This window comes from Thermincola sp. GK-1 (genome assembly GCF_059412445.1).
Genome location: NZ_JBSQAT010000005.1, coordinates 106337 through 130975 on the forward strand (window position 1 = coordinate 106337; position 24639 = coordinate 130975).

A 24639-nucleotide genomic window follows, 5' to 3' on the forward strand; every position below is an offset into this window, starting at 1 on the left:
AATTCATTGAACCCGTATTTATCCAATATTAAATTGAAACACTTTGTTCCATCAGTTTCCGTAGATAGGGCCATAACGCTTTCCGCCGGAGACCGGGCAGCCCCTGAACCGTTGGCTTTGCGGTTGCAGCTTAACCCATACTAATATGTAAAAACCTGATTTTAAACCATAAGAAGAAAAAGACATGTTACCAATACAACATGTTTTTTAACTTATCTGTTGAACTCTATTTATACCGGGCTGAAACAGTATACTATGAGATTATCGACAAAATCCGAATACTGTTTGACGGCTACCTGCAGCGCCGTCCTCACCGCCATACACCGGAGGACTTAGAAAAACTCGTTGTGCAAACTTCGCAGTCAATGTTGTATTCTTTAAGTACGTCTAACTGCCTCAGTATAGTAGATCCTTGCAGCGCAGTTACGACAACCTTGGCATCCGTATGTACTGACCGGCATCTGTTATAAAGGTCCTTCAGGTTATTGGGCTCAATATCCTCATACAGTTCCAGCCGGCCGGTTATTTCCTTGGCAAAGTATTTTTGGGCCACTTCAACTATCTCTTTTACCTTAAACACATTTAACACGATCATCAGCATAGCATCTTCCAGCATGTTCTTCACTGTGGGTATCCAGGTAATCCTTTGGACTTTAACTCCACGTGTATATTCAGTAAACGGTTGAAGTATCCAGGCCGGCCTGCTATTCTCTGAGAGTAAAAGATAATGAGTTGGCACTATCCCTCCATGGTAAATATGGTCATGCCCAACCAGAATTTGTGCAGTAAATGTCGCCATAAAGCACCCTCCTCTTTTATATGTGTTTTTGGTAGCCTGTGACTACCCTTTTCAAATTACACTACAAAACTGACCACTGTTTGTCACTTTTGTTCTTTTTTGCGAAAAATTTCCCCTAAACATACCTCTCCACCATTTTTTCCAGCTTCTCTCTCATCTGCCTCCGCAACTCCGCGGGCTCCAGTACCTCCACAAACTCCGCCCACTGCAGCAGCCAGCCGGTAAACTCATATATACCGGAAGTCCTATACGAAACAATAATCGACCCGTCCTCCAGCTCCTTCACAATCTGCTGGCTGGGGTGATACGCTAAAAGGCGAAACCTGTATGCAATCTCTGACGATACTTTAATTAGGACATCCTGCGCCTCATCACTTGCATAAACGCCCCAACTTTCCCCAAAATAGCTGTCAAGACAAAAATCCTCAGGAAACCGAAATTTCTCTGTTCTTACAAACACATAATCAATCAGGTCAATTCTAAAGGTCCTGGTGTCCCTGTTTTTCCTGCAAAAACCAATCAGGTACCACACATTATGTTTACTGCACAGGCCATAAGGTTCCACATCTCTTGTGGACCATGCTCCCTTGGTCGGGGTAAAATACCGAATACTGACAACATTGTTTTCGGCCAGTGCATTTAATAACCGCGTCAATACTTCTCCGGCCTTCTTTATGTCCAGCAGTTGTTCCTCCACGATATGCACACGGTTCTGCAACTTCTTGATACCCTCCAACTGGCCGGCGTACCGGTTTTTGAACAGGGCTGCGATTAAGATGTCTTTAATCTGATTGATTTTTATCGCCAACGGACTCCCCTTTTGGCGCAGGATGCTTAAAAACATTACCGCAGCAGTTTCCGAATCAATTTTTAGACCGAACATATCTTCTATTTTATACCGGCCGGTTTCTTTATTCCCTCTACCCGGTCTGGTCAATCTGACTCCCAGCTCCCGCTCCAATGTCATCAGGTCCCGGAAAACCTGACGCGGGGTGACCCCGCACTCCTGGGCTATTTCCTGAAGAGTAGCCCCTCCCCCGGGTGTTTTTAAACGGATGAAGTCCTGCATCTTGGTCAGTCGCACAGACCTGGTCAATTTGCTTTCGGGCATTTTCGTCACCTCATAATATAATCCTGGATAAACACAAAAAAGCCTACTCCGTGAAGGAATAGGCTTTCACCTCGTACCGTGATATCTGCTGCAACCTGGCGGTCCCTGCCTTTCCCGCGGCGTACCAGGACCCATGGCTTTGCGTCCCCCACTTTCGCGGAGTTTGCAAAATGACTTGTACCAATTATATTGTTCATTTTAATAAAATACTGCAGGAAGTCTATATTTTCCTGCAGTTTAAAACAGATATCGCTCGTCTTATTGTAACATTTTTCGACAACAGACCTAGCCGGCAATAACAGAGAATTTTTAATCATCATCTTTCATTTCTTCATCCTCTTTTTCCTCTGCCTGCTTTGTTTTTTCCTTTTCAATATCGATTTCTACCTTTTTGCCATTGGCAAACCTAACTTCAATCTCTAATTCTTTTACAGCATTTTCATCAATTTCCAGAACACTTAAAACCCGGTCGGCAATTTCTTGTTTCGTCATTTCACTGGTTAAAGCCATTTTCTCAACCAGCTCTTTAACCAGCGCTATATTTTCTTTATTTTTTTCTTCATTATTTTTGTCTCCATTGTCCTCGTTTTTATCTTCGTCGTTTTCTTTCCCCTGCTCTTCTTTTACTTCACCGTAGACTTTCCCCTTCTCGTTTTTATATTCCAGTTTATATTCCCGGCCTTCCCCTGTATCCACTTTCACTTCCAGTTTCAAAATGCCCGGTTCCGTGTTCTCGACTGTTTCTTTATCCAGCAGGTACGCCTCAATTACTTTGTTATCTTTAATTACAAGGGTAACAACATCACCTTTCGCAAGCTGATTCGCCCGGATAAACCCATCCTTATTCTGAACCATTAAATCAGCGGGAATAAAATAGGTTGCACTGTCTCCGGCAAAGGTCCTGACTGTAACAGTTCCCGTTGTGGCCTCGTAAACCTTATCGGTTACTGAAATAGAGACGAAATTGATATCGGTTATAGTGCCATAGACTGTTACTGCACCGGTATTTTCCAGCAGCCCGTTGCCTGTTTTATCCAGCAAAGCAGCCATTTCTGCCCTGGTCACGTTTTTGTATGGTTTAAATGTGTTGTCCGGATACCCTGCAATAATTCCCTGTTCAAGGGCTACATTTATGTAACCTATTGCTCCGGCAGGAATACTGTCTGCATCCTTGAAAACGGGGATTTTAGTCATCTGTTTGAGGGCATCCGCCTGTAGTCCTAAAGCTCTGACCAGCAGACTTGATATCCAAACGCGGGTGGCGGGTTTATCCGGTTGGATTTTTTCCTCCGTTGTATCAAAAAGCCCCTTTTCCAAGGCAGTAATCACGTAACCTTTGGCCCAGGGATACTGTTTTTCCAGCAAAGCGGCATCCTTAAAATGAAGTTTTACGTTCTCGGCAGATTTGGCCTGGGCTTCCTTTTCCAAACCCATTAAGCGAACAGCCATGACAATTGCTTCTACCCTGCTGACAGGTTGATTAGGCCTGAAGGTGCCGTCGGGGTATCCCGAAATCACGTTTTTAGCCTTCATTTTTGCAATAAACTCCGCTGCCCATTTGGCCTCTTCGACATCGTCGAATTCTAAAATAATCTGCACCCGGCCGTCCTCATTAATTTTTGTTTTCACTTCTTTGGCTGAAACTTTAGGCGTTATTACGCCAAAAGTAAACAGCGCCACCAGCAACAAACTTAAAAACGTTCTCAACTTCTTCATTTTCTATCTCCTCCCTCCGATTTTTGCCGGTCAACCCCAAAGGATACCCGGTTTTCTGATATTCTAATGTCTATTACGGAAAAAATCCTGATTTATGGGGGTAGGCCCCGTTTACCTTTATTCCCGGTCTCCGTCACTGTCTGAGCTATTTTCTTTTCGGTCATTGAACATATTATCGTCTTTTTTGTTATCGCCGTCCTTCTCGTCGGCACCCCGATATTTTTTATCATCGGGTTCCTGCTTATCCTTATTAAACTCTTCTTCTTTTTCATCCATCTTTTTCTTCTTTTCTTCCCGGTCTTCTATCCTCGCTTTTTGCTTTTCCTGATTATTTTTCGGTTCCTTTTCCTCCTTTTGCTCATCGTTTTTTACCTGCTCATCATCATGCCAGATTTTTATATCCGGATTTTGGGCCGGTTTCGCTATTTGTCCCGCGGGAATATTTATTCTTTCGCCTTCACCCTTTTTATCATCTTCTTTTTCTTCCTGATCTCTTTCATCATGTTCATTATCATCATTCTTTTTCCCGCCCCTATAATGTTTCAGGCCATTTTTATCCAACGCCCGTACATACCTGAAAAAACTCTTCGGGTCTATACCTGCCTGCTGCAGGGACCTGACCACAGACTTTTTCCTCAGCGTCTCCTTATCCAAGGCAATTCCTGCCTTTTGAGCTTTTTCGTAAACCAAATATTTATTTACCGTTAAACCGGCTTGCCTTGCCTTGATTTCTTGTTCCTTGGCTACATAAAATACCTCTATATCGTATGATTTCGCAGGCGCTGATAATCTGGCCGGGTCTACTTTGAAAAGGGACTTATTTAAATCAACTACCGAAATCATAATAAGGTTCCGGTCCGTATTGAGATCCAGGTATCCCTGGTCAATAGCTTTATTTATAATGATGTTTACGGCATCGTAAAATTCTCTGTTGGTCAATTCCGTTCCCGCCAATAACAACTTGGCATCGTCATTGACTAAAGAAGCCTGCCGCACTCTGCCCTCCTTATCAACCAGCAGTTCAACGCTGGGATTAATATCCACCGCCACCATGGCCACAGGTTGAGCTGACGTATACAACCGCGAAACAAACAAGGAGGCCCCGATAAACAAAACCAGCCAAACTGCTGCCGCAAGGAACCTGGAAATAGGAAAGCCCCTTTTCAGCGGCCTGGCGGCAACAACCTTATCGGGAATGGGAATCCGTTCGCCCAAAGCAGGAATTGGGCTAGTCAGTGGCAGGTTACGAAATTTACCGTCTTCACACAATACCACCATTTGTTTATCTGTAATTTTCATGACTGTTCCGTACATTTTTCGTCACTCCCCTATTTCCGCAAATGAAATGGCATTTCGGATCCCCACAAACTCTTCGGAACCGAAAATTAAAATCAGGGCAATTAAATATTTACGGTTTCTCTCCAGAGTTTTGCGGCTCACCTCAACGTGCGGGAGCATTTCTTTAATCGGCAGCCGCTTATTTCTAATTAACTGCTCCAGTAAAGCCGGGTAAGCAGAAAAACGTTTGGCAATCCGGATCAACTTAATTCTTGTATCCCGGTGGTCCGGAGAGCATTCTTCAAGTTCAATTAAATCTATGCCGTATTCCTGCAGGGTTTTATCAAACCTGTTCAATTCAGAGGCCAGTTCGGTAGCCGATTCGTCCAGCTTGTGGGCCGCAACGGCTGAGGCAACCTCTACCGCGGACAGCGCAAAATCAGCATTATCATCCAGGGACAGGCTTTCCATCTCTATTTTTTTTCTTTCCCTGCGAAACTCGTCTATCAACCGGCTGCGAATCAGCATAAAGGCATAGTTATTAAAAGACTTGCCGTAGTGTTCATTATAGCGGTCAATAGCCTCGTTAAAAGCAATAAGACTGATGCTGGCCTCGTCATCATCCCACGTTATTTTTCTTTTGCATATATTGGATGCCGCCTGAAGAATAAAATTTTTATATTTGCTGATGAGCAGTTCGCGACTTTCCACATCTCCCTGTTGGGATTTTAGCAGTATATCCTTTACAGAATCATTCACCGGTGAATCACTTCCCCTGTGTATTACGTAGCCGGATAATCTTTTCTGAGGGTCTTGATGATATCAATTATTCGACATATTGGGCAATTTTCCCTTATCTTGCCAAAAAAAAGCCAAAAAAAAAAGAACTTTTTAGAGTCCCTCGAGTTGGTTTTACTACAGCACTTTATTCCTTTTTTGTTTCATGCATTTTTTATCTTTTATTGTCGCGCTGAATATGATGAATAGTAGGAATTTGAAAGGGAGGTTTCTGCTTTGCGAATACATGTTGTCCGCCGCGGAGATACTTTGTATGCTCTGGCGCGAAACTACGGGGTAACCGTTGAGAGTATCATCAATACCAACGGACTACAGGATATTCCTTATCTTATTATCGGGCAGGCTCTGGTCATTCCGACCACTGAATTCATCTATATAGTGCGGCCCGGTGATACCCTTTGGCTACTTAGCCGGAGATTCAACGTCCCAATAAACCGGATCGTTGAACTTAACCGGATTGTCAATCCAAATTTGATTTATCCCGGTATGAGGCTCAGAATCCCGGAAACAACCAAAACTTTTGGTACCATTGAAGTAAACGGATATATTGAACCTTCCAGTGCCGCCAGGGAAACCCGCACTATCGATGAAGTTGGCCGGTACCTGACCTACATAAGTCCCTTTAGCCATACAATCAATGAGGACGGGAGTCTGAACCCAATCAACGATTCCGTGATACTGACCGTGGCCGGGCAGTACAGGGTCTCTCCACTGCTGGTTACTACCAATTTCAGGAATGGCAATTTTGACAGCAGCCTGGTCCACGGTTTATTAACCAGTGATAAAGCGCAGGAAAACTATATTAAAAATGTCCTGGCGTTACTGAAAAATAAAGGTTATTACGGGCTGAATATTGATTTCGAACGGATTCCACCTGCAGACCGCCAGCTATATAATTCTTTCCTGGGAAAAGTTGTTGCCGCACTGCATGCAGAGAATTATCCTGTTTCCACAGCTCTGGCGCCAAAACCTTTTGACATCAAAACAGGTGAGTGGCACGGCGCCCATGATTACAAGGCCCATGGAGAAATCGTCGACTTTGTAGTGTTAATGGCATATGAATGGGGCTGGGCAGGAGGACCACCTCTTGCCGTAGCGCCATTAAATGAAGTTAAGGCAGTATTGGACTATGCTGTTTCTGTAATACCGGCCAAAAAAATATTGCTGGGCGTCCCACTGTACGGATATAACTGGACCCTGCCGTATACGCCCGGCGGACCATGGGCGCCGAGGATCAGCCCCCACCAGGCTCTCAGACTGGCCGCCAGATACGGGGCAACTATACAATTTGATGAGGTTGCCCAATCACCATTCTTTAATTATAGGGATGAAAACGGTAATGAGCATGTAGTTTGGTTTGAAGATGCCAGGAGCGTGCAGGCAAAATACCGATTGGCCGCTGAATACGGGTTACGCGGCATAAGTTACTGGGTGCTGGGGCTGTATTTCCCGGAAAACTGGATTGTACTGGATAATATGTTTCAGATTGTGAAACATAGCTAAGCCAATATTTCCCGGTTTTTAAGGTAAAAAAAATACCCTTTGTGAAAGGGTATTTTGCTCATTATTATGGAGCGGAAGACGGGATTCGAACCCGCGACCCTCGCCTTGGCAAGGCGATGCTCTACCACTGAGCCACTTCCGCATATGGTGCTGCCGACAAAATATATATTAGCACTTTTAAAAAATAAAGTCAACCCTGAAAGCAATGAAATTTTTGGGCAAAGCCATGTAATGCAATATAATGGTGCCACGGGACGGAATCGAACCGCCGACACGAGGATTTTCAGTCCTCTGCTCTACCAACTGAGCTACCGTGGCACTTTTTAATGGCGGAGCAGACGGGACTCGAACCCGCGACCTCCGGCGTGACAGGCCGGCATCCTAGACCGACTAGACCACTGCTCCGCAAACTTATTATTAAATTTATGGTGGGCGATGACAGGATCGAACTGCCGACCCCCTGCTTGTAAGGCAGGTGCTCTCCCAGCTGAGCTAATCGCCCGAACAATCACCGACAAAGATAAGTATACACAATGTCGGCTCAGAAGTCAAATGCAATTTTTGGCCTTTTAAAAATTTTTTAGGCTACTTTATATCCCAAACCGGTAATAATCTCTGTTAATTTCGCCACATCAACCAGTCTGGCATCAAAACTGATTTTTAGCTGGTTAGCTTCTGCCAAATGTTCCAACCCATTGATACCGGGCATATCGGCCAAAGCTTTTTCTATAGCGCTGACACAATGTCCGCAATTAACGCCCTGCACATGAATATGGTCTTCATGTTTTTTGGCATGGTTGGCACAACATTCACACATAGCTCTGACCCCCTTTTCGGTTATAAGCTACCGTAACGAAAGGGCATTAGTATTTACTTCCCTGTTTATATAGAGTAATTGATAAAGAGCACTTTGTCAATATTCTATTTCATATTTCGCGGTTTGGTGAAACCCAGAATAGCTTCCCGGATCAGTTTGGCTGCCAGTAACGATGTCCTCTCTGACTGGTCAAAAACCGGGGATACTTCTACAATATCAAAGCCAACTACATTTAAATCAGCCATCAGGTCAACGGCCTCTATAATTTCCTTGGAACTACAGCCGCCAGGTTCCGGTGTTCCGGTCCCCGGCGCAAAAGCCGGGTCAACCACATCAATATCCAGGGTTACATATACGGGCCTGTTGTGGAACTCTTCCATTGCCCCCTTGAGTGAGGCCACTACATCGTCCATGAAAAGGTTCGTGTTTTCCCTGGCATAAGCCAGCTCCTCCCTGGTACCGGAACGAATGCCAAATTGATAGAGGTTATGTCCCCCAATCAATTCTGCCACCTTACGCATCACGGTGGCGTGGGACCAAACCTCACCCAGGTAATCGGCGCGCAAATCGGCATGGGCGTCAAAATGCAGTACCACTAAATCGGGGTATTTATTATAAACCTGTTTTACAATGGGATAGGATACCAGGTGTTCGCCGCCTATCAAAATAGGGAACTTACCGTCTTTCAAAACACCTGCTGTCACTTGTTCAATCCTGTCCAGGCTGCCCGGTACATTGCCGAAGGGAAGGTTGATGTCGCCCCAGTCAAAATAACTGTAATCAGCCAAATCCTTTGCACAGTAAAAGCTGAATTCCTCCAAACCGTAAGAGACATTGCGCACCGCCTGTGGCCCCATCCTAGTACCGGGCCGGAAACTGACGGTAAAATCCATAGGAATCCCGATTATCACTGTATCGGCCTCTTCATAGGTAGTGGCGCTGCCCATAAATCTTCCATAGTGCTCCACCAAGCTATGCATCCCTCTCACCGCCTATTTTAGCAAATCACTGACAAACCTGGGCAACTCAAAAGCTGCCCGGTGCAATCCCTTGGTATAATACCTGGTCTCAAAGGATAGCTCCTTATCCACAGCCGGGTTTAAGGGATCATATTTCTTGGAACCGAGGGTAAAAGACCAGAGACCGCTCGGGTAAGTCGGCACACTGGCCAGGTAAAGCCTGGCAATAGGAAATACATCGGCAATATCCTTAAACACCCGGGAAATCAGGTCGTTGTTAAAAAAGGGAGATTCCGTCTGTGCCACAAACAGCCCGTCCTCTTTCAGGGCTTTAAATATAGACCGGTAAAACTCCTTGGCAAACAGCCCCACAGCCGGGCCGACGGGCTCTGTCGAATCCACCAGGATTACATCATAGGTATTGGGGTTGTCCTGAACATGCTTAATGCCATCGGCATATAAAACAGTTACTTTCTTATCCTTCAGACCGCAGCTAATTTCCGGCAGGTATTCCTGAGAAAGCTCCACTACCCGCCTGTCGATTTCACACAGTACCGCTTCTTCCACCGAAGGGTGTTTGATTATCTCCCTGATGGTCCCACCGTCCCCTCCTCCGACGACCAATACTTTTTTTGGCGCGGGATGAGTCATCAAAGGTACATGGCTGATCATTTCATGGTAAACGAATTCGTCCTTGACAGTCGTCTGCACCATGCCATCGAGCACCAGCATGCGGCCAAACTGCAGGGTATCAATAATGGCCAAATCCTGAAACTCTGTTTTTTCCCGATGCAGGGTTTGCGAAGTTTTACAGGTTATCCCCACGTTTTCTGTCTGTTTTTCTGTATACCATAATTCCATCGAATTCAGCCTCCTTAATTATGTTAAGCATAAAAAAGGAGTTACCGTAATTCCTGTAACTCCCCCGTCTACTTCCATCAAAGCAAATTAGTACCACATAGGAACAGCCGCCAGGACGCATCCAATGTTAACTACAGTATGTTCAGCAGCAGCGATTTTTATTTCTTTCAGGGGCTTCTGACGAACTTCAAAGGCTTCTTTCACCATTTGTTCAATGGCTTTTTCCGCCTCTTCCTTGGTGCACTTACCGGAAAATTCCATAATCACGCCAAAATCGTCTTCGGATATACCGACACCTACGGCGGCCGCAATAGTTTCTCCCGGCACATCGCTCACGATTGAGCCGTAGGCTGTAGGAACCAGTGAACCGGGTGGGATAACTAAATCGGGATCGTATTCAGTATTTGGCGGTAAAATACTACTTACCCGGATAAGATTTATATTTCCGACCCTAGCCTTTAACAAGGCATTGTCAAAAGCAGTCAGTTTGGTTTTCCCTTCTGCGGCGGCTGCTGTAACAAAATATTTCTTTGGTGTTGGCAACATAGTATAAACCTCCTTATGTATAGTCCTCAAAAGAACATAAGAATATTATACCAAAAATCAAAAAAAAATAAATAAAAATTTTTTACCTCCGCCAAAAAAGGAAGGATATGGGCTCAGTTTCATCAAAGTAAACAACTATACCTTGTAAAGGAGGAATGTTGCATGAATGCAAATCCGGAAAAAAGATTATTCAAAACCCAGGAGGTCATCGGCAAGCAGGTAATTACCCTGCAAGGCGAGGACCTGGGTGCAGTGGCCCGGGTACTGGTAGACCCCGAAACAGCCATGGTAGCAGGGTTTACTTTAAACACCAAAGGCTGGTTCAAAGGCGAAAAAGCCCTCAGCTTTTCTTCTGTCAAAGCAATCGGAAATTATGCCATAACCGTTGAAACAAAAGATTTGGTGGATAACTTAAATAACTTACCCTCCCTGGAAAAACTGGCCAATGATTTCAACATTTACAGTACCAGGGTAATAACCCCCTCCGGCGAATTGATGGGGACTGTCGAAGACTTCAGTTTTGATGCGGATTCCGGTAAAATCGAAAGCTTTCTGTTATCGGGCGGCGTAATCAGAAATCTTATGCAAGGTAAAGCCCTCATCCCCGTCTCAGCAATCACGAAAATAGGCCCTGATGTGATCATTGCGAAAGACAACGCCGGAGAATCCCTGCAAAAAGCCGATTCAGGAATTGTTGATAACATTGACAGTTGGAAGGAGAACCTGCAATCCTGGAAAGGTAACCTGGCTAACCTGAAAGACGATGTGGAAAAGGGATGGGAAGTAACTTTGTCCACAGCTAAAGAGGTCAGCAAAAAGCTTGGCGAAAAAGTAAAAGAAATGAAAGAAGAAGGTACAGATAAATCCAAAGCACTTATCACAAAAACTGCCGCCAAAACTACCACATTTTTGTCCGACAGTAAAAATGAACTGGTGAGTACCTATGAAGCATGGATGGAAAAACTACAGAATTTCAAAAACAGGAACAAACTTTCACCCGAGGAATTATCCTCTCTTCTCTGGAAAAAAGTTGGCAAAGACATCTATGATAACGACGGCCAACTTATCATTGCCCAGGATGGTGAAGTAAGCCCGGAAATTTTGGATAAGATTCAACAGGCAGGGAAAACCAAAGAACTGCTTTTATCCATAGCCACCCGTGATGTAGCCGAAAAGCTGGAAACCCTGGAAAAAGACAGCGAGGAAATTTAATTCCTCGCTTCTTTGTCCAAATCCATGACAAACACCAGAATTTCAGCCACTACCCGGTATAACTCAGGCGGAATTTCTTCCCCCAACTGCAATACCCGCAAGGCATCGACCAGTACCGGATCTTCTTCAATAGGAATATTATATTCCTTTGCCAGCCGGACAATATTTTCCGCCACCAGCCCCTGACCCGTGGCCACCACCTGCGGCGCATCCTGTAAACCGGGTTTATATTCAAGGGCAACGGCTTTTTTTATGTGCCCGGAATTACCCCCGTTATTTTTTTCACTTGCACCCGCCATTTTTGTCCCCCTACACCCGCAGGTCGATTTGATTAATCTTCAGCGGATCTTTATCGTTGTCAGTAAAGACTACACTTCGTTCCTTTTCTTGGACTACTTCGGTAGAAAGAATTTTTGCCGTAAACCCTAGACCCTGTAAACGCTCTTTTAATAATCCAACTTTGGCATCAACGGTTTTTTTCACTTGTTCGTTTTCCACTATAAATCTGCCGGTTAATTCCCTCCCTGTTAACCTCACCCTGGCCCTGACCAGGCCCAGTTTAACCGTATTCAGGGAAACCGTTACCTGGCAGTTTTCATAGTTGACCTTTCTTTTCGTCCCGTCTTTTTTAAATCTGATCAATACCTCATATGCCCCGGCAGGGTTATCAGGGTCAACCAAAGATTGCAGGAAAACAAAACTTTCCCGTCCCGGGTCAACTGTCCGGTTGACCTCCTGGTAGACACCAAACTTATCGACCAGGTCGGAAATCTTCGCTACCAGTTCCCTGGCCGCCTGGTGAGGTTCATCTTTCACAAAATCCAGCAACCGGTTTAAGAGGTCAGGCAGCTTGTCATTTTTGGTATCAGCAAAAATTTCCCTCTGGCGGTCCAAAAATTGATCAAGCTTTGTCATAAACTCCGTTTTGCTATGTATATCTCTGACCTGCACCAGTTTAATAAGCCGCGGCAGAATTTCTCTTGCCGGAAAAGACTCGGTTTCCGCTTCCGAGCGGTTCGGTCCCTCCAAGACATTGCCTTTATGTACGTTTGTTTGTAATAACTGTTGTTCCGGCGCCGTTGGTTCCAGCGCCGCAACCGGTTTTTCCCGTGCACCGTTATACCTACCGACAACGGGCTGCTCCGAACCATCCGGGGCGGCAATAATACTCCCTGATCCAAACAAATTCTGGGTTGCCGTATCTAACGCCCGGTCAGTTCCGCCCGCCAGATTTGCCCGGGCCAAAGCAATTTGCATAACTGTATTCCGGCCGCTTTCCCCGGGCTTTACAGTCAATTGGTTGAGCAGGTTAATGATCCTTTCAACGGTCTGCACTGCTTCGGGGTTCTTCAGTATTTCCGGGCCCGCGCTATCCTTTAAGGCTATCAGCATGTTTCTTAAATCAGCCAACTGCCTACCCAAACTATCAGGGCTATCGATAGAATTTTTTAAGGCGGACAAAATCTTATCTTCAATGGGCAAGCCCATTTTATGCAGGAAAACCAACAGGTCCAAATCCTGTAAGGAGGCCTGTACTTTCTTGGCTCCCGCCAGTACAGCCTCGACGTTTTCCCTGGTCACGGCCATACCCTGATGCAACATCGACAAAGCTATCTGTTTGGTATACGAAGATTCGGCGATGCCAGCCTTTTTCAAAAGCCTACCGATTAAATCATCGGCCTTCCAGTCGAGGTTTTTCCCTTCCGCAAGAAGCTTCAGTTGAATTTTGCCATCCCGCTCGCCCTGGACCAGGCACTGCAGCCTGGCCCCTGCCTCAACATTAGCTTCCAGCCGGGCCAAAAACAATTGACCCTGGTACCGGAGTAGCGCCTGATTTCCTGTCACCTGTTTCACAAATACATTAATAACATCTCCGGGCCTGAAGACTATTCCTGGTTCTCTGTCAACCGATTCGCCGAGATAAGATAATACTTGAAAGATTATTCCGTCCATAAGCTTCCCCCTTTGATTAAACATTCCAATGAGGTATTTTTTGGGGGTTGTACATCTCTTCGCCTTTTAAACACCTTAAATAATATATCAAGTCTTCTTCCTCCGGGTAAAATTGCCGCATTAAAGGGTCATCGTCGTGGAAGTGCTGCAGCGCCTGAATAACATCCTTTAAAATACGCTCGTGACCCGGTTCATATTCTATATTTGCCTCAACAAATATATCAAAGGCCCACCAACCAATATCAGCCGCAGAAATCTTCCTGGCCAGATATTTTTCAATACGGTCTATTACTTCGGTGCGGGTAAGACAAGCCAATGGGCCTCACCTCCCATGTTCAAATATTTAAATAAAACTTGGCAAAGTCCTGCTTTGGAAAAAATTATAACAAGCATATTTTAAAGGCGTTTAAGGGTAACGGAGCCCTAAAGCCTGGTCATAAGCTTTTTCCAACTCTTCATATGTACGGGGCCCTACAATGCCGTCAGGGACAAGGCCTCTAACCCGCTGGAAGGCTATAACAGCGTTACGGGTGGTCGGCCCGAACTGGCCATCCAATTCTTCTTTATAATATCCTAAAGTCTGCAGCCGCTGTTGAACCTGAACTATGTCCGACCCGGGAGGAACCCCAATTTGCAGCAGGCGTCCCGTAAATACCCTGCCGGTTATTTTGACAGGTGTTCCAATACCTACTATATCATATAACTTTATCACATCCTCGTTATACATTCTGATACAACCGTGGCTGGCCGCCGTTCCTATGGACGCCGGGTTGTCTGTGCCATGAATACCATATCCTCCCCAGGGAACGCTTATACGCATCCACCGAGCCCCGAAGGGCCCTCCCGGGTTCATAATTTTCTCAGTGATGACCCAGTCTCCAATGGGAGTGGGAGTACTTGGCTTGCCAACTGCAACGGGCCAAGCAGCCTGGTGAACCCCGTCTTTAAACAGGCTTAAACGGAATCTCTCTGTATCAATAAAAATTCTATACCCTTGTCCCGGCGCAGCGCTAACCGCCATATCCGTTCCTAAGGCGCTCCAGGTATCCGGCCCGACCACACCGTCGGCCTTCAGCCCCCTTGAGTTTTGAAAAGCCACCACTGCATTGGCCGTTGCCGGGTCAAAAACACCGTCAACACGGCCTTTGTAATATCCCAGGTCTACTAACCTTTCCTGAACTGCTTTGACATCAGGCCCCGACAAATAAGGAGTCATTAACCTTAAGAACCGACTGCTAAACAGCAAAAGAAAACACCTCCTTCTTTCACCTATAATATGCAAGGAGGTGTTCAGGCGTGTTGAAAAAGCTTAGTTATAAGTTAAAGTTGCGCAACAGGGCAAAAAGCAGCCAACGCCACTCTTTCCTGCGCCTGTATTTTAACTGTTCTTTATATCCCTGAATTACTTGGTTAAAAATTCTCCTGGCCTTTTCTTTTTCCCCGGAAATCCTGTACAATTCCCCCGTTTCGCAAAGAGTGCTTAATGTAGGGAACCAATCAACAGCCTTATCCAGCATCTGCAGGGCTTTTTCGCGGTTTCCCTCCCGCAGGTAACACTCAGCCAGCCTGGTATACGGCCTGCCATTAAACAAATGGAGGTCCAAGCACAAGGCTGCTTGCAGTTCTTTTTTGGCTTCTTCCAGCATGCCTGAGCGCAAATAAGCTTCTCCGAGGTAATAATGTATTTCCGGTTTCTGCCCTTTGGCCTGTAAACCAGTACGGTTGAAATGGGGTGGAACTTTATACTGTAGAGGTTTTAACTTAAACAGTTTGGCGCGGAATGTAAACAAAAAATCTATAAGTTTTTTATAATACCGGTTTAGTAAATAATATACTATTGCCACACTTAGAAAGGAAACGGCCTCTTCAGGCAAAAAACAGCTTATACCAGACGCCCACCAATCGTCCATATCCATGCCCTCTTTTTAACATAGCTGCCCTTTTCGTTTTGTTTCCGTAGCAAAAAGTTTAAAAACCAAGTGAAAATTCTTCAATCCGTTCCTTATATATACTATGTTTAATTACATTTTACTACGAGTTGTCCAAAAAATTTGTCAAAACGTGTAAAACACAAAAAAACTTCTTTGTGTGACACAAAGAAGTTTTATAATAAAATAAAGTTATTTTTTATTAATGGTCGGGATGACAGGATTTGAACCTGCGACCTCACGGTCCCGAACCGTGCGCTCTACCAAACTGAGCCACATCCCGATAAAACAACGGCAGAAACAAACTACGTAAGATATGATAACATAAAGGCCTGCTCGTGTCAATTGCAACCGCTTCCAGATAAACAAAGTTATTTGTGCTATAATGATAATAACATAATTAAGCAGGAGACTAGCTATGAAAACGATAAAAATTAAGCCCGATAAGTATTACATCATCCATGCCGGCCAGGTTTGGGAAGGGGCCGGTAGCTCAGGTCTTTTACAAAACTGCACCGTAACAATTAAAAAGGGGCGGATTGAACGGGTCTCTACAGGCGGTTTAAAAACTGAAATTAACGATGCCCAGCATGATGCGCAGGTTATTCGCCTGCCGGAAATTACACTGATGCCCGGTTTAATAGACTGCCATGTCCATTTGGCTTTCGATTCCCAAAACCTGCTGAAAACCGTTGAAGAATGGACGACCAACCCAGCCGCTACGCGTTCCCGCATCAAACAATGGATGCAGGATTCCCTTTCCTCCGGCCTGGTAGCGCTGCGGGACGGAGGCGACCTGTATGGTTTTAGTCTTCAGACAAGAGAAGCGCAAAAAACAGGTCAACTTGAGGGGCCAAAAATACTATCGCCTGGCACAGCTCTTTATAAAAAAGGCAGGTATGGACATTTCCTGGGACCGGGAATTGAAACCCTGGCTGATGCAAAAGATCAGATTGCAGCTTTGGCAGAGCAGAAAGTTGACCATATTAAAATTGTTGTTTCCGGCCTGGTCAGCTTTAAAGAATATGGCCTGGTAGGCAAGACCCAGTTTACCGCCGAGGAACTGCGTGCTATCGTGGATACAGCGCACCGGTACGGCCTCCCGGTGATGGCCCATGCCAGCTCCGATGAGGCAGTGTCGACAGCCATATCAGCCGGGGTAGATTCGGTAGAACACGGCTATTTTGTCAAAGATGCTACACTAAAACAAATGGCCGAATCCCAAACCGCTTGGCTCCCTACCGTCGCGCCCCTGGGCAATCTTTTAACGGCAGGTCATGTACCTTATCCCGGGGCCAACCTGGATGTTATCCGGCGTTCTTACGAAGGACAACTGGAAGCCATTAACAAAGCTGTCAATTATGGCGTTCTTTTAGGCATAGGGACAGACGCGGGAGCGAACCAGGTCTACCATGGAAAATCATATCTTGATGAATTGAAATATTACCAAAAAGCAGGATTATCCAACGAGGAGATCCTATCCGCCGCCACCTCTGCTTCCGCGAAGATTGTTGGTATGCATGAGGCGGGCCATCTGAAACCGGGAAAATTACCTTTATTTATAGGCGTTCGCGGCAACCCCTTGCAAAACTTGAACCAATTAAAAAATATCGAATTTATAGCGTATATATAAGGGGTTACGGGCGGTTTTGAGTAGCTCGGCCTTCTTCCTCAAGCAATTCAAGGAACAATTGTACAAGGGCAGGGTCGTACTGACATCCACTTTGTTTTTTCAGTTCCTCCACAGCCCACTCGAAAGTACGCGCCTTCCGGTAAGGACGGTTGGAGGTCATGGCGTCAAACCCGTCGGCAATAGCCAGAATCCTGGAACCTAACGGGATCTGTTCCCCTTTTAACCCTTCGGGATATCCTTTGCCATTAAACCATTCATGATGATAATAGATAATGTCCCTTATTTCCCGGAAACCTTTTATCGGCGAAAGGAGATTGGCCCCGACAACCGGGTGCAGTTTAACAGTTTCCATTTCGTGCTCAGCCAACCAACCAGGCTTATTTAAAACTTCCGGTTTGACATGAATTTTTCCCATGTCATGTAAATAACCGGCCAGTTTTAACTTAGAAACAGTTTCCTTACTTAAACCAAGCTTTTCCGCCATTAATGTGACATATCTGGCTACCTGCCGGCAATGTTCCCAGGTGTAGCGGTCCCGCGAATCAAGCATTTGAATTAATAATTTTATGGTATCCAGCAAAGCCTTTTCTGAGGGGGTAAGCTGGGCCTCCAGCTCTTCAAACTCCGCCAAATAAGAACTCGTTTTGGCTTTCGTTGTCCTCTTAGTCAGGTACATAGCTTTATCTGCCACATCAATCAGTTCCTTGCTGTTGGAAGCGTCAAAGGGATAGGTGGCTATTCCCACCGAGGCCGTTATGTAAAAGACATTCACCGTTTCGGGGTCACTAAAAGGTTCGTTGGCGATATGCTTACTGATTCGTTCAGCTATCCGCGCAGCCTTTTTGGGGCCCGCATTAACCAAAATGACGGCAAATTCGTCTCCCCCGTAGCGGGCAATAATATCATCGGACCGTACATTTTCCCGTAAGATTTGGGCCGTAGTCTTTAGTATCAGGTCGCCAACTGTATGTCCGTATTTGTCGTTATAATACTTAAAATCGTCCAGGTCAACCATAATCAAAGATAAAGGATCGCCCTTTTCCTCAGCTTTTACCAGTAGGCGTTCCAGGGTTGTCAGGAAATAGGTATGGTCATACATTCCTGTGAGCCCGTCGGTACAGGCCAATAGTTCTGTCCTCTCGTAAAGGTCGGCGTTTACCACCGCAATACCGATTTGGTTAGCCAAAGTGTGCAGGAATTCAAGGTCCTTGTCATCATAGAAATTTTCCTGTTTGCTATAAACGGCAATAATCCCTATTTTCTGTTTTTTTACGATGATGGGCGAAATGATGGCTGATTCGGCCCCAATATACTCTCTTAACAAAGGACAGAGATGAGGAAAGACAGACACATTTTTAATCAGCAGTTTCTTCTCCTGCTTCAGGGCCTGATATGCAAGAGTATTTTTTAAGTCAAAATCCTTGGGCAGCTCGGCAAGACCAAAATAACTTACTGTTTTAACAGTATCATTTTCCTGGTCATAAAGGAATAATATGCAGCCTTCAGCCTTCATCAGCCGGGCAACCATCTGCACTGCTTTATTGATGACAAACCCGAGCTTCAGGGAGGAGTTCAATAAATTGCCGAGTTCATGCACAATACTTAGCTCTTTATAGAGTTCCTGGTTCTTTTGGGCCGTTTCGGAAAGTTCCCGGCATAATTCCATGTTTTTCTGTGCTATCTGGGCAGCTTCGTTTAATTCATCCCCAAAGACCAGGCCCGATAAAGACATGTTGAAAAAGGACGCCACCCCTTCGCCTGTCAGGCCGATCTCACCGTTGGAGCAGAATCCCGTAAAACAAAAAGGTTTATTGATGCTTTTGTAAATCTTCTGAATGGCCAACGGGATGAGTTCCCGCAAGGAATTGACCCTGTGTACCGATGAAAAAACCAAACCTGCCATTGGGTTCATAATTTTACCGCGCAGGACAGCTTTGCGAAGAAAGTCTTCCGCTGACTGGAGCAGCATTTCCGATGAAGGTTCCATTATATGCAGCACTGTACCTTCCTCTATAGTTGACAAGCACCTGATTCCGTGTTCCGGTGTTATCGCCATTCCCGGAACCAGGTAATAATATCCTGTAAAATCTTTTAAACCAAAAGGATAACTAAATAGGTAACTATCAACATTTCTTGTTAGTTCACCAAAATCAATACCCAAACAATCAGCAAAATAATCTGCTGCCGGCCGGCCATTTAATTCCAAAAGCTCCTGCCCATTGCTTTTGGTAACAATCAGTTTCATTTCTTTAGGTAAATAATGGTGGACCGTAGCGATACCAAATTTCAGGTGTGTCTTTACGAAAACACCCACTATACAGTCTGTATATACCTTACCGTTACAGAAAAGGTAAGAGTTTTCCCACCCGGACTCAGCGCTTGCACACCCCCCTGCAAGAGGGAGAGAACTCATAGTCCGCTTGCGGATGAGGTCAATAATTTCCTTGCCGTAAAAAGGCTTCCCTTGTTCAGGCCCCGGCATAAAAAACAGGGCAAAGGGCTTTTTGGTGAACTCGTTGAGGTCTGCATCCCCGCATAATTCATTGTAACTATTGAAGAATTCTGCTGCCTGAGCGCTGTTAATCATTTCACAGACAGCGGTGGTATAATCTGCCGACACTCTTTTTCCTAAACCCACTTTAATTTCCAGATGAGGAGAGGCCAACATGATTACAGTTACAGTGCCGCCCATTAGTTTGCCGCAGTATTCTCCGGCAGAAGAACAACCTACCATGGGCACATTGCCTGTAATATTCTGCACTCCCGCCAAAGCACGCTCAAGTTCATGCCTGACAGAAGCAAAAACCACCACAAGGGTGGGTTTAAATTTGGTTATTTGGTTAACGGCTTTATCCGCTGCTTCCCTTCCGGCCTGATAGGAATCCCGCGAATTTGAGCTTCCACAGGCATATTCCAGATATTCAGCCATTAGCCTCACCTGATTTCCAAGTCTCACAGCATATGGAAAATATTTAATAGTTTTTTTCGCCGTTAAGCCAAAAAACTCCTTCTTAATGTTCAAAAATTTTTACTAAATGTTAAATATATTGGACATCATCCAACTCGTTCTATTTCATCGACCCAGCAATTTATTTCATTTCATCGATATAGTTCCGCAGGTCAACCAGGTGCAGTTTCTCTTCCTCTAGTAGTCTGCTGAGAACTTCTTTCACCTTAGGCGACCGGCTCTTGTTATACATTTCCTGGTAAAAAAGAATTGCGTCCTTTTCTGCCTGGATACCTACATGCAAAGCTTCTGCAGGAGTTTTAATCTGCTGTAAAACCGCTTCCTCCCTACCCTCAGGGAATACGGTAGAATGAATTATCGCCTTCAGGTATTCGACGGTTTTTACATCTTCCAGAGAACTTTCAGGTTCAAGAGAAGCAAAAAGCTGCCTAAATGTCCGGGCATGTTCCTTTTCTTCTTCAGCCAGTTTGTAAAATGCCAGCTTCACTTCTTCCCGGTTAAACATTTCGGCAACTCCCGTGTAAAACCTTACTCCCCTTTCCTCAATATCAATCGCCATCTGGGCAATTTCTTTTTCTGTCAAAGTCTCTGTATTCACGTGTAAACTCCTCCAGTTAAGTGAAAAATGGTGGTGTGATTTTTAGTTTGCATCATTAAGCCTGTTTTTTATTCCTTAACAGAAATGTATAAAATCGACGGTTCGTTTAAAAACTAATATAAAGCCAATAAAAACCCGGGGGGAAGCACATTGATGAAAGAGGACAATAAGCTGGTCTCGGAATGGGAAAAAATGGGGGCATCTACAGGCGCAATGTTGGGCCGCTTAATCGGATTGGCGGCAGAAACAGGGCTGCGGGCCCTGGACCAAATTGTTCTGACCCCCTTGGCTAAAACAAGGGATGAAGTTAATAAAGCGGCAGTTAAAAGCGGCTTGAGAACAGAACATGCCAGGTCCGGAGCATGGTCGGAAATGGGCAGACAATACGGCGAAAAAATGGGTAATGCTATCGGCATTGCCATGGATTCCGCTATCGAAGCCACTAAAACAAATATGGTACGCCCTTTGGAGGAAACAGTAAATACAGCAACACAGGCTGACGAGCAGGAAAACAAAAAATAAACCGATAAGCCGGATGCTGGCGTTCATTCCTGCACCCGGCTTTTCGCTTTAAACCAATGGCAATCATTGCAGTTAACTTTATTCGGCCATCCGCCCTTTTGGGCATCTTCTTTGTTCAGGTTATGGCACACAAAACAATTTCCCGTTCCTTTATTTTTAGCCTCAGTACCGTGCCGGGCCATAAAACCCTCCTGCCGGTGGCTGGGCGGTTTTTTCGTTGTATGGCAGTTCATGCAGAAGGTATTAATTCTTATATAACCAAAAACCGTAGTCTGCAGCAAATCCACTTCTTTTTTCATGGTGTATACGTGACAAAGGTTGCAGGGTTTAAAGTCCTGCCGCGCCTGCTCACCATGTTTCGTCATCCAACTGGCGGGCTTGTGCGAATCAGGAACCGGCATGCTGGAATGACAAACGGAACAGGTCGTCTCGACATTTCTTTTACCGTGGCAGTCCAAGCATATATCCATTTTGGGTGTAGTATACTTGTAATCCATTTGTTCCCTTGCTACATCGGGTGTCCATTCGGAAACAGTAAGCTTTCGGGTCATACCCCTTTCCATAATCCTACCGTGGGCCACTCCTTTATGGCAGGTAACGCAGGAAATTCCCTTTTCTTCATGTTTTTGGTGCGGAATTATAGTATCAGACGAAGCAGAAACAATCCTGTTGCTGGAATGACACTGTTTGCATACTTCATCAGGTATTTTATCGGCAACAACTGTTTGGGGCAGATCCGTGGCCCGGTAAAAAAGAAACTCCTTGACCATTCTGGTCTGGTATTTCAACAGGTGAGCAAAACCAGGTTGTTTATGGCAGTCCCGGCATTGAAACTGGGCATGGTTGGACTCCCGCCAGGTAGCATATTCCGGAACCATGGCGTGGCAGCGAGCGCAAGCCTCAGCCTCATTGCCCACACTAACAGGAACAATAACGTATAGGTTAATCCCCAAAAAAATAAAAAACAGGCCAGCCAGGAACAAGACCAGGAACAACTTTCCCTTGTTCAGGCCCCGTTTCTTTCCATTGTCTGTTGCAGGGACAGGAATTTGTACCATTGCTACCAACCCTTGCTTGTCATAATTAGATATATGCTGCTTCCTGTCCCCATTATATCATTGGCTCAATACCGCGTCATGTTCCATAGAGCATGTATTTTTTACCCTTGACAGCAACCGGGATTAAACTGCAGAACCGTTGGCCCGGTTAATGAGATAACCCGGGAATAAAGGTATAGAGGTAAGGCGAACTGTCAGCAATATAGTAGGCCTGCCGGATGGGATCGAATCCTTCCACCTGCCACGTATACCAATTGTTCAAACGTTCGCAAAAAGCCCCCAAACCACCGGAATCTTCCCTGATTGTCAGGCCTTCCTCAACTTCATTTTCGGTAAACAATATGGAAAATTCCTCCACCTTGTCAAAATTTAAAATATCATGTACCAGATTGAAAAAAGTGCTTCTTTCACCCAGCTTTGACTTAATCCTGATATCGTGGTCAATATCACAAGCACAATGGGGTTCTTGCAAATCGTGTATTTCAAAAAACCGGTAATCGGGGAAACGGTCTTTTACCAATAAAGCGACTTTTTCTACTAAAGCCGGTAAACCTACGCCGCAGCCATAACCGTAATTAAGAGCCATTCTTTTTATGGAATTTTCCACTTCGGCAGCATTGGCTGCAGGTTCCGGCTTAACGCAGAATACTATGGAAATGCACACCTAATTTCCCTCCTAAGAACCAAAAACTATAATAATTTTGGTAATCCTCAATCTGTACAAACCGTAAGTCATCAACTGCATAAAAAAGTATAAAACAATTCCATACTAAAGACAAGAAACTAAAAGTTTTGTTTTTCTGATATGACTGAGCCCTTACTTTTAAGGGCTTTTATTCTTGGTTAAACGGTCGGGTGAACGGTTGAAATATTGATCCCTTTTTCCGGTTTCCGTTGGACTATCGAATTCGACCGTTCCCCTAGAGAGTGTGTCAATTCAAGGATTATTGCGTGCATTATCCCAACCCTGGTGGTAGTATGAAACTACAAGAAGCCGACAATCTTAATTTTCAAATTTCCGAGAAAGGAGCTGGTCAAACGTACATACAACAATATAACTGTTCTACGGACTTATTCTGCTGATTCTACAAAAATATGAATTAAAGGGGTGTTAAATATGACTGCTAATTCTAACAAGGGTTGGATTGTTACCCTTGCAGGTACAGGTATTAACCTGGCTTTGGGTGTTCTATATGCCTGGAGCGTTATTGCCAAACAATTAACGAAATCCTGGGGCTGGAGCGCATCAGACGCTTCCCTGCCATACGCTGTCGCCTGTGGTGTGTTTGCAGTCGTCATGGTTTTTGCCGGCCGGGCTCAGGATAAAGTTGGCCCGCGAATAGTTGCTGCATTAGGTGGCGCTTTAACAGGTATAGGCATGATTTTATCCAGTTTCGCAACGCAGAACAGCTTGTGGCTGATGGTTATAGGTTTTGGTGTGCTGGCCGGTACAGGAATCGGGCTCGGTTATGCCTCCGCTACACCGCCGGCAGTAAAATGGTTCCCGCCGGCCAAGAAAGGTATGATTACAGGTATTGTTGTCAGTGGTTTCGGTTTGGCTTCCGTGTATATAGCACCCGTTACCAACAAGCTGTTGGCCACCGTCGGTATTAACAAAACCTTTTTGACTCTGGGCATTGCCTTTTTCATCGTAACCGTACTCCTAGCCCAACTCCTGCAAGACCCGCCGGCCGGGTATGTTCCGGCAGGGATGCCGGCCCCATCGGCAACCGCCAAGACTGCGACCTCGAGGAAACACGATTACGACTGGCACGAGATGGTAAAAACTCCGCAGTTCTATCTGTTATGGTTAATGTATGCTTTTGCTTCCTTTGCCGGCTTGATGATTATCGGTCATCTGGCTAAAATTGCTGCCGCCCGGAATATTGATGTCGGATTTATCCTCGTTGCCGTATTGGCTATAGGCAACGCCAGCGGCCGTATTATTGCCGGTATGGTATCTGATAAGCTGGGCCGAACCCGAACCATGCTGCTGGTCTTCCTGTCCCAGGCTGCAGTCATGCTGCTCTTTGCTAAATTAAATACCATGGCGCTGTTAATTGCCGGAGCTGCCGCCGTTGGATTCAACTACGGCGCCAACTTATCCCTCTTCCCATCCACTACTGCCGATTTCTTTGGTACCAAGAACCTCGGCGTTAACTACGGACTGGTATTTACTGCCTGGGGCGTCGGTGGTGTGTTCGGTTCCATGGTGGCCGGGAAAATCGTTGACATAACAGGAACTTACAACATGGCCTTTATCGTGGCTGCTGTACTCTGCGTGATGGCGGCAGCACTTTCCTTCCTGACCAAGGCCCCGGCCCCGATTATGGTAAGCAACCCGAATTTTGCCGGTTTACAAAATGAGAGTAAATAATC

Annotated in this window: 23 protein-coding genes, 5 tRNA genes and 1 riboswitch; of the genes, 5 read left to right on the forward strand and 23 right to left on the reverse strand. The window is 45.3% G+C overall.

Translation table 11 applies throughout. The features are described from left to right. Positions 1 to 310: 310 nt before the first annotated feature. The 5 genes from ACSNJE_RS06575 to sigI all read right to left on the reverse strand — a co-directional run bounded on the left by ACSNJE_RS06575 (position 311) and on the right by sigI (position 5663). Positions 311 to 799: a hypothetical protein gene (locus tag ACSNJE_RS06575; RefSeq protein ID WP_495252262.1), complete on the reverse strand. Its 489-nt coding sequence runs from the start codon at positions 797 to 799 to the stop codon at positions 311 to 313. 115 nt (positions 800 to 914) lie between these two features. Further along, a complete protein-coding gene (locus ACSNJE_RS06580) occupies positions 915 to 1910 on the reverse strand; it encodes a helix-turn-helix transcriptional regulator (protein ID WP_495252263.1) in 996 nt (331 codons plus the stop codon). Between the two features lie 86 nt (positions 1911 to 1996). After that, positions 1997 to 2088, reverse strand: a riboswitch (cyclic di-GMP riboswitch). A gap of 131 nt (positions 2089 to 2219) precedes the next feature. Further along, complete coding sequence (locus tag ACSNJE_RS06585; RefSeq protein WP_495252264.1) at positions 2220 to 3626, reverse strand: S-layer homology domain-containing protein; 1407 nt, start codon at positions 3624 to 3626, stop codon at positions 2220 to 2222. A gap of 117 nt (positions 3627 to 3743) precedes the next feature. Then, positions 3744 to 4940, reverse strand: coding sequence for an anti-sigma-I factor RsgI family protein (locus ACSNJE_RS06590; RefSeq protein WP_495252265.1), 1197 nt, complete (start codon positions 4938 to 4940; stop codon positions 3744 to 3746). A gap of 6 nt (positions 4941 to 4946) precedes the next feature. Then, positions 4947 to 5663 (reverse strand): RNA polymerase sigma-I factor, encoded by a 717-nt coding sequence (sigI, locus tag ACSNJE_RS06595; protein ID WP_495252266.1) that lies wholly within the window; start codon positions 5661 to 5663, stop codon positions 4947 to 4949. A 255-nt stretch (positions 5664 to 5918) separates the two neighbouring features. On the opposite strand from sigI, the gene ACSNJE_RS06600 reads away from it, so the two are divergent. Beyond that, positions 5919 to 7205 (forward strand): glycoside hydrolase family 18 protein, encoded by a 1287-nt coding sequence (locus ACSNJE_RS06600; protein ID WP_495252267.1) that lies wholly within the window; start codon positions 5919 to 5921, stop codon positions 7203 to 7205. Between the two features lie 67 nt (positions 7206 to 7272). On the opposite strand, the gene ACSNJE_RS06605 is transcribed toward ACSNJE_RS06600, so the two are convergent. The 8 genes from ACSNJE_RS06605 to ACSNJE_RS06640 form a co-directional block, all read right to left on the reverse strand. Beyond that, positions 7273 to 7347: transfer RNA gene (locus tag ACSNJE_RS06605), tRNA-Gly, on the reverse strand. Between the two features lie 100 nt (positions 7348 to 7447). Beyond that, positions 7448 to 7523 (reverse strand) — tRNA-Phe (locus ACSNJE_RS06610). 9 nt (positions 7524 to 7532) lie between these two features. Further along, positions 7533 to 7610 (reverse strand) — tRNA-Asp (locus tag ACSNJE_RS06615). A gap of 21 nt (positions 7611 to 7631) precedes the next feature. Next, positions 7632 to 7707, reverse strand: a tRNA-Val gene (locus tag ACSNJE_RS06620). A 78-nt stretch (positions 7708 to 7785) separates the two neighbouring features. Continuing rightward, positions 7786 to 8022, reverse strand: coding sequence for a heavy-metal-associated domain-containing protein (locus ACSNJE_RS06625; RefSeq protein WP_474774517.1), 237 nt, complete (start codon positions 8020 to 8022; stop codon positions 7786 to 7788). 104 nt (positions 8023 to 8126) lie between these two features. Continuing rightward, positions 8127 to 9002, reverse strand: coding sequence for an agmatinase (gene speB / locus ACSNJE_RS06630; RefSeq protein WP_495252268.1), 876 nt, complete (start codon positions 9000 to 9002; stop codon positions 8127 to 8129). Positions 9003 to 9014: 12 nt separating this feature from the next. After that, the gene (gene speE / locus ACSNJE_RS06635) at positions 9015 to 9842 is read right to left on the reverse strand and encodes a polyamine aminopropyltransferase (protein WP_495252269.1); all 828 of its coding nucleotides are present in this window, start codon (positions 9840 to 9842) and stop codon (positions 9015 to 9017) included. A gap of 87 nt (positions 9843 to 9929) precedes the next feature. Further along, positions 9930 to 10388: a pyruvoyl-dependent arginine decarboxylase gene (locus ACSNJE_RS06640; RefSeq protein WP_495252270.1), complete on the reverse strand. Its 459-nt coding sequence runs from the start codon at positions 10386 to 10388 to the stop codon at positions 9930 to 9932. A gap of 162 nt (positions 10389 to 10550) precedes the next feature. Here ACSNJE_RS06640 and ACSNJE_RS06645 point away from each other — a divergent pair, with 162 nt between their 5' ends. After that, complete coding sequence (locus tag ACSNJE_RS06645) at positions 10551 to 11600, forward strand: PRC-barrel domain-containing protein (protein WP_495252271.1); 1050 nt, start codon at positions 10551 to 10553, stop codon at positions 11598 to 11600. Here ACSNJE_RS06645 and ACSNJE_RS06650 read toward each other — a convergent pair. From ACSNJE_RS06650 to ACSNJE_RS06675, 6 genes are all read right to left on the reverse strand, one after another. Next, positions 11597 to 11899 carry an EscU/YscU/HrcU family type III secretion system export apparatus switch protein gene (locus ACSNJE_RS06650; RefSeq protein WP_013119937.1) on the reverse strand — a complete coding sequence of 101 codons (303 nt, stop codon included), beginning with the start codon at positions 11897 to 11899 and terminating at the stop codon, positions 11597 to 11599. The two genes, ACSNJE_RS06645 and ACSNJE_RS06650, sit on opposite strands and share 4 nt — an antisense overlap. Before the next feature lie 10 nt (positions 11900 to 11909). Further along, positions 11910 to 13553: a flagellar hook-length control protein FliK gene (fliK, locus tag ACSNJE_RS06655; RefSeq protein ID WP_495252272.1), complete on the reverse strand. Its 1644-nt coding sequence runs from the start codon at positions 13551 to 13553 to the stop codon at positions 11910 to 11912. Positions 13554 to 13569: 16 nt separating this feature from the next. Next, positions 13570 to 13869, reverse strand: coding sequence for a hypothetical protein (locus tag ACSNJE_RS06660; protein WP_013119935.1), 300 nt, complete (start codon positions 13867 to 13869; stop codon positions 13570 to 13572). 90 nt (positions 13870 to 13959) lie between these two features. Further along, complete coding sequence (locus ACSNJE_RS06665) at positions 13960 to 14799, reverse strand: L,D-transpeptidase family protein (RefSeq protein WP_495252273.1); 840 nt, start codon at positions 14797 to 14799, stop codon at positions 13960 to 13962. 67 nt (positions 14800 to 14866) lie between these two features. Then, the gene (locus ACSNJE_RS06670; protein WP_495252274.1) at positions 14867 to 15463 is read right to left on the reverse strand and encodes a tetratricopeptide repeat protein; all 597 of its coding nucleotides are present in this window, start codon (positions 15461 to 15463) and stop codon (positions 14867 to 14869) included. 224 nt (positions 15464 to 15687) lie between these two features. Then, a tRNA-Pro gene (locus tag ACSNJE_RS06675) sits at positions 15688 to 15764 on the reverse strand. 135 nt (positions 15765 to 15899) lie between these two features. Between ACSNJE_RS06675 and ACSNJE_RS06680 the strand changes: the two genes are divergently transcribed. Then, positions 15900 to 17114, forward strand: coding sequence for a metal-dependent hydrolase family protein (locus ACSNJE_RS06680; protein WP_013119931.1), 1215 nt, complete (start codon positions 15900 to 15902; stop codon positions 17112 to 17114). A 4-nt stretch (positions 17115 to 17118) separates the two neighbouring features. Here the strand turns inward: ACSNJE_RS06680 and ACSNJE_RS06685 are convergent, their stop codons facing one another. Continuing rightward, a complete protein-coding gene (locus ACSNJE_RS06685; RefSeq protein ID WP_495252275.1) occupies positions 17119 to 20043 on the reverse strand; it encodes a diguanylate cyclase in 2925 nt (974 codons plus the stop codon). 160 nt (positions 20044 to 20203) lie between these two features. Then, positions 20204 to 20680 carry a ferritin-like domain-containing protein gene (locus tag ACSNJE_RS06690; protein ID WP_013119929.1) on the reverse strand — a complete coding sequence of 159 codons (477 nt, stop codon included), beginning with the start codon at positions 20678 to 20680 and terminating at the stop codon, positions 20204 to 20206. A 153-nt stretch (positions 20681 to 20833) separates the two neighbouring features. Here ACSNJE_RS06690 and ACSNJE_RS06695 point away from each other — a divergent pair, with 153 nt between their 5' ends. Beyond that, the gene (locus ACSNJE_RS06695) at positions 20834 to 21202 is read left to right on the forward strand and encodes a hypothetical protein (protein ID WP_013119928.1); all 369 of its coding nucleotides are present in this window, start codon (positions 20834 to 20836) and stop codon (positions 21200 to 21202) included. 23 nt (positions 21203 to 21225) lie between these two features. On the opposite strand, the gene ACSNJE_RS06700 is transcribed toward ACSNJE_RS06695, so the two are convergent. Continuing rightward, the gene (locus ACSNJE_RS06700) at positions 21226 to 22260 is read right to left on the reverse strand and encodes a NapC/NirT family cytochrome c (protein ID WP_013119927.1); all 1035 of its coding nucleotides are present in this window, start codon (positions 22258 to 22260) and stop codon (positions 21226 to 21228) included. Between the two features lie 148 nt (positions 22261 to 22408). Beyond that, complete coding sequence (locus ACSNJE_RS06705; protein ID WP_013119926.1) at positions 22409 to 22924, reverse strand: hypothetical protein; 516 nt, start codon at positions 22922 to 22924, stop codon at positions 22409 to 22411. A gap of 453 nt (positions 22925 to 23377) precedes the next feature. On the opposite strand from ACSNJE_RS06705, the gene ACSNJE_RS06710 reads away from it, so the two are divergent. Continuing rightward, on the forward strand, positions 23378 to 24637 hold the full coding sequence (locus ACSNJE_RS06710; RefSeq protein ID WP_013119925.1) for an L-lactate MFS transporter: 1260 nt from the start codon (positions 23378 to 23380) through the stop codon (positions 24635 to 24637). The last annotated feature ends 2 nt before the right edge of the window (positions 24638 to 24639 follow it).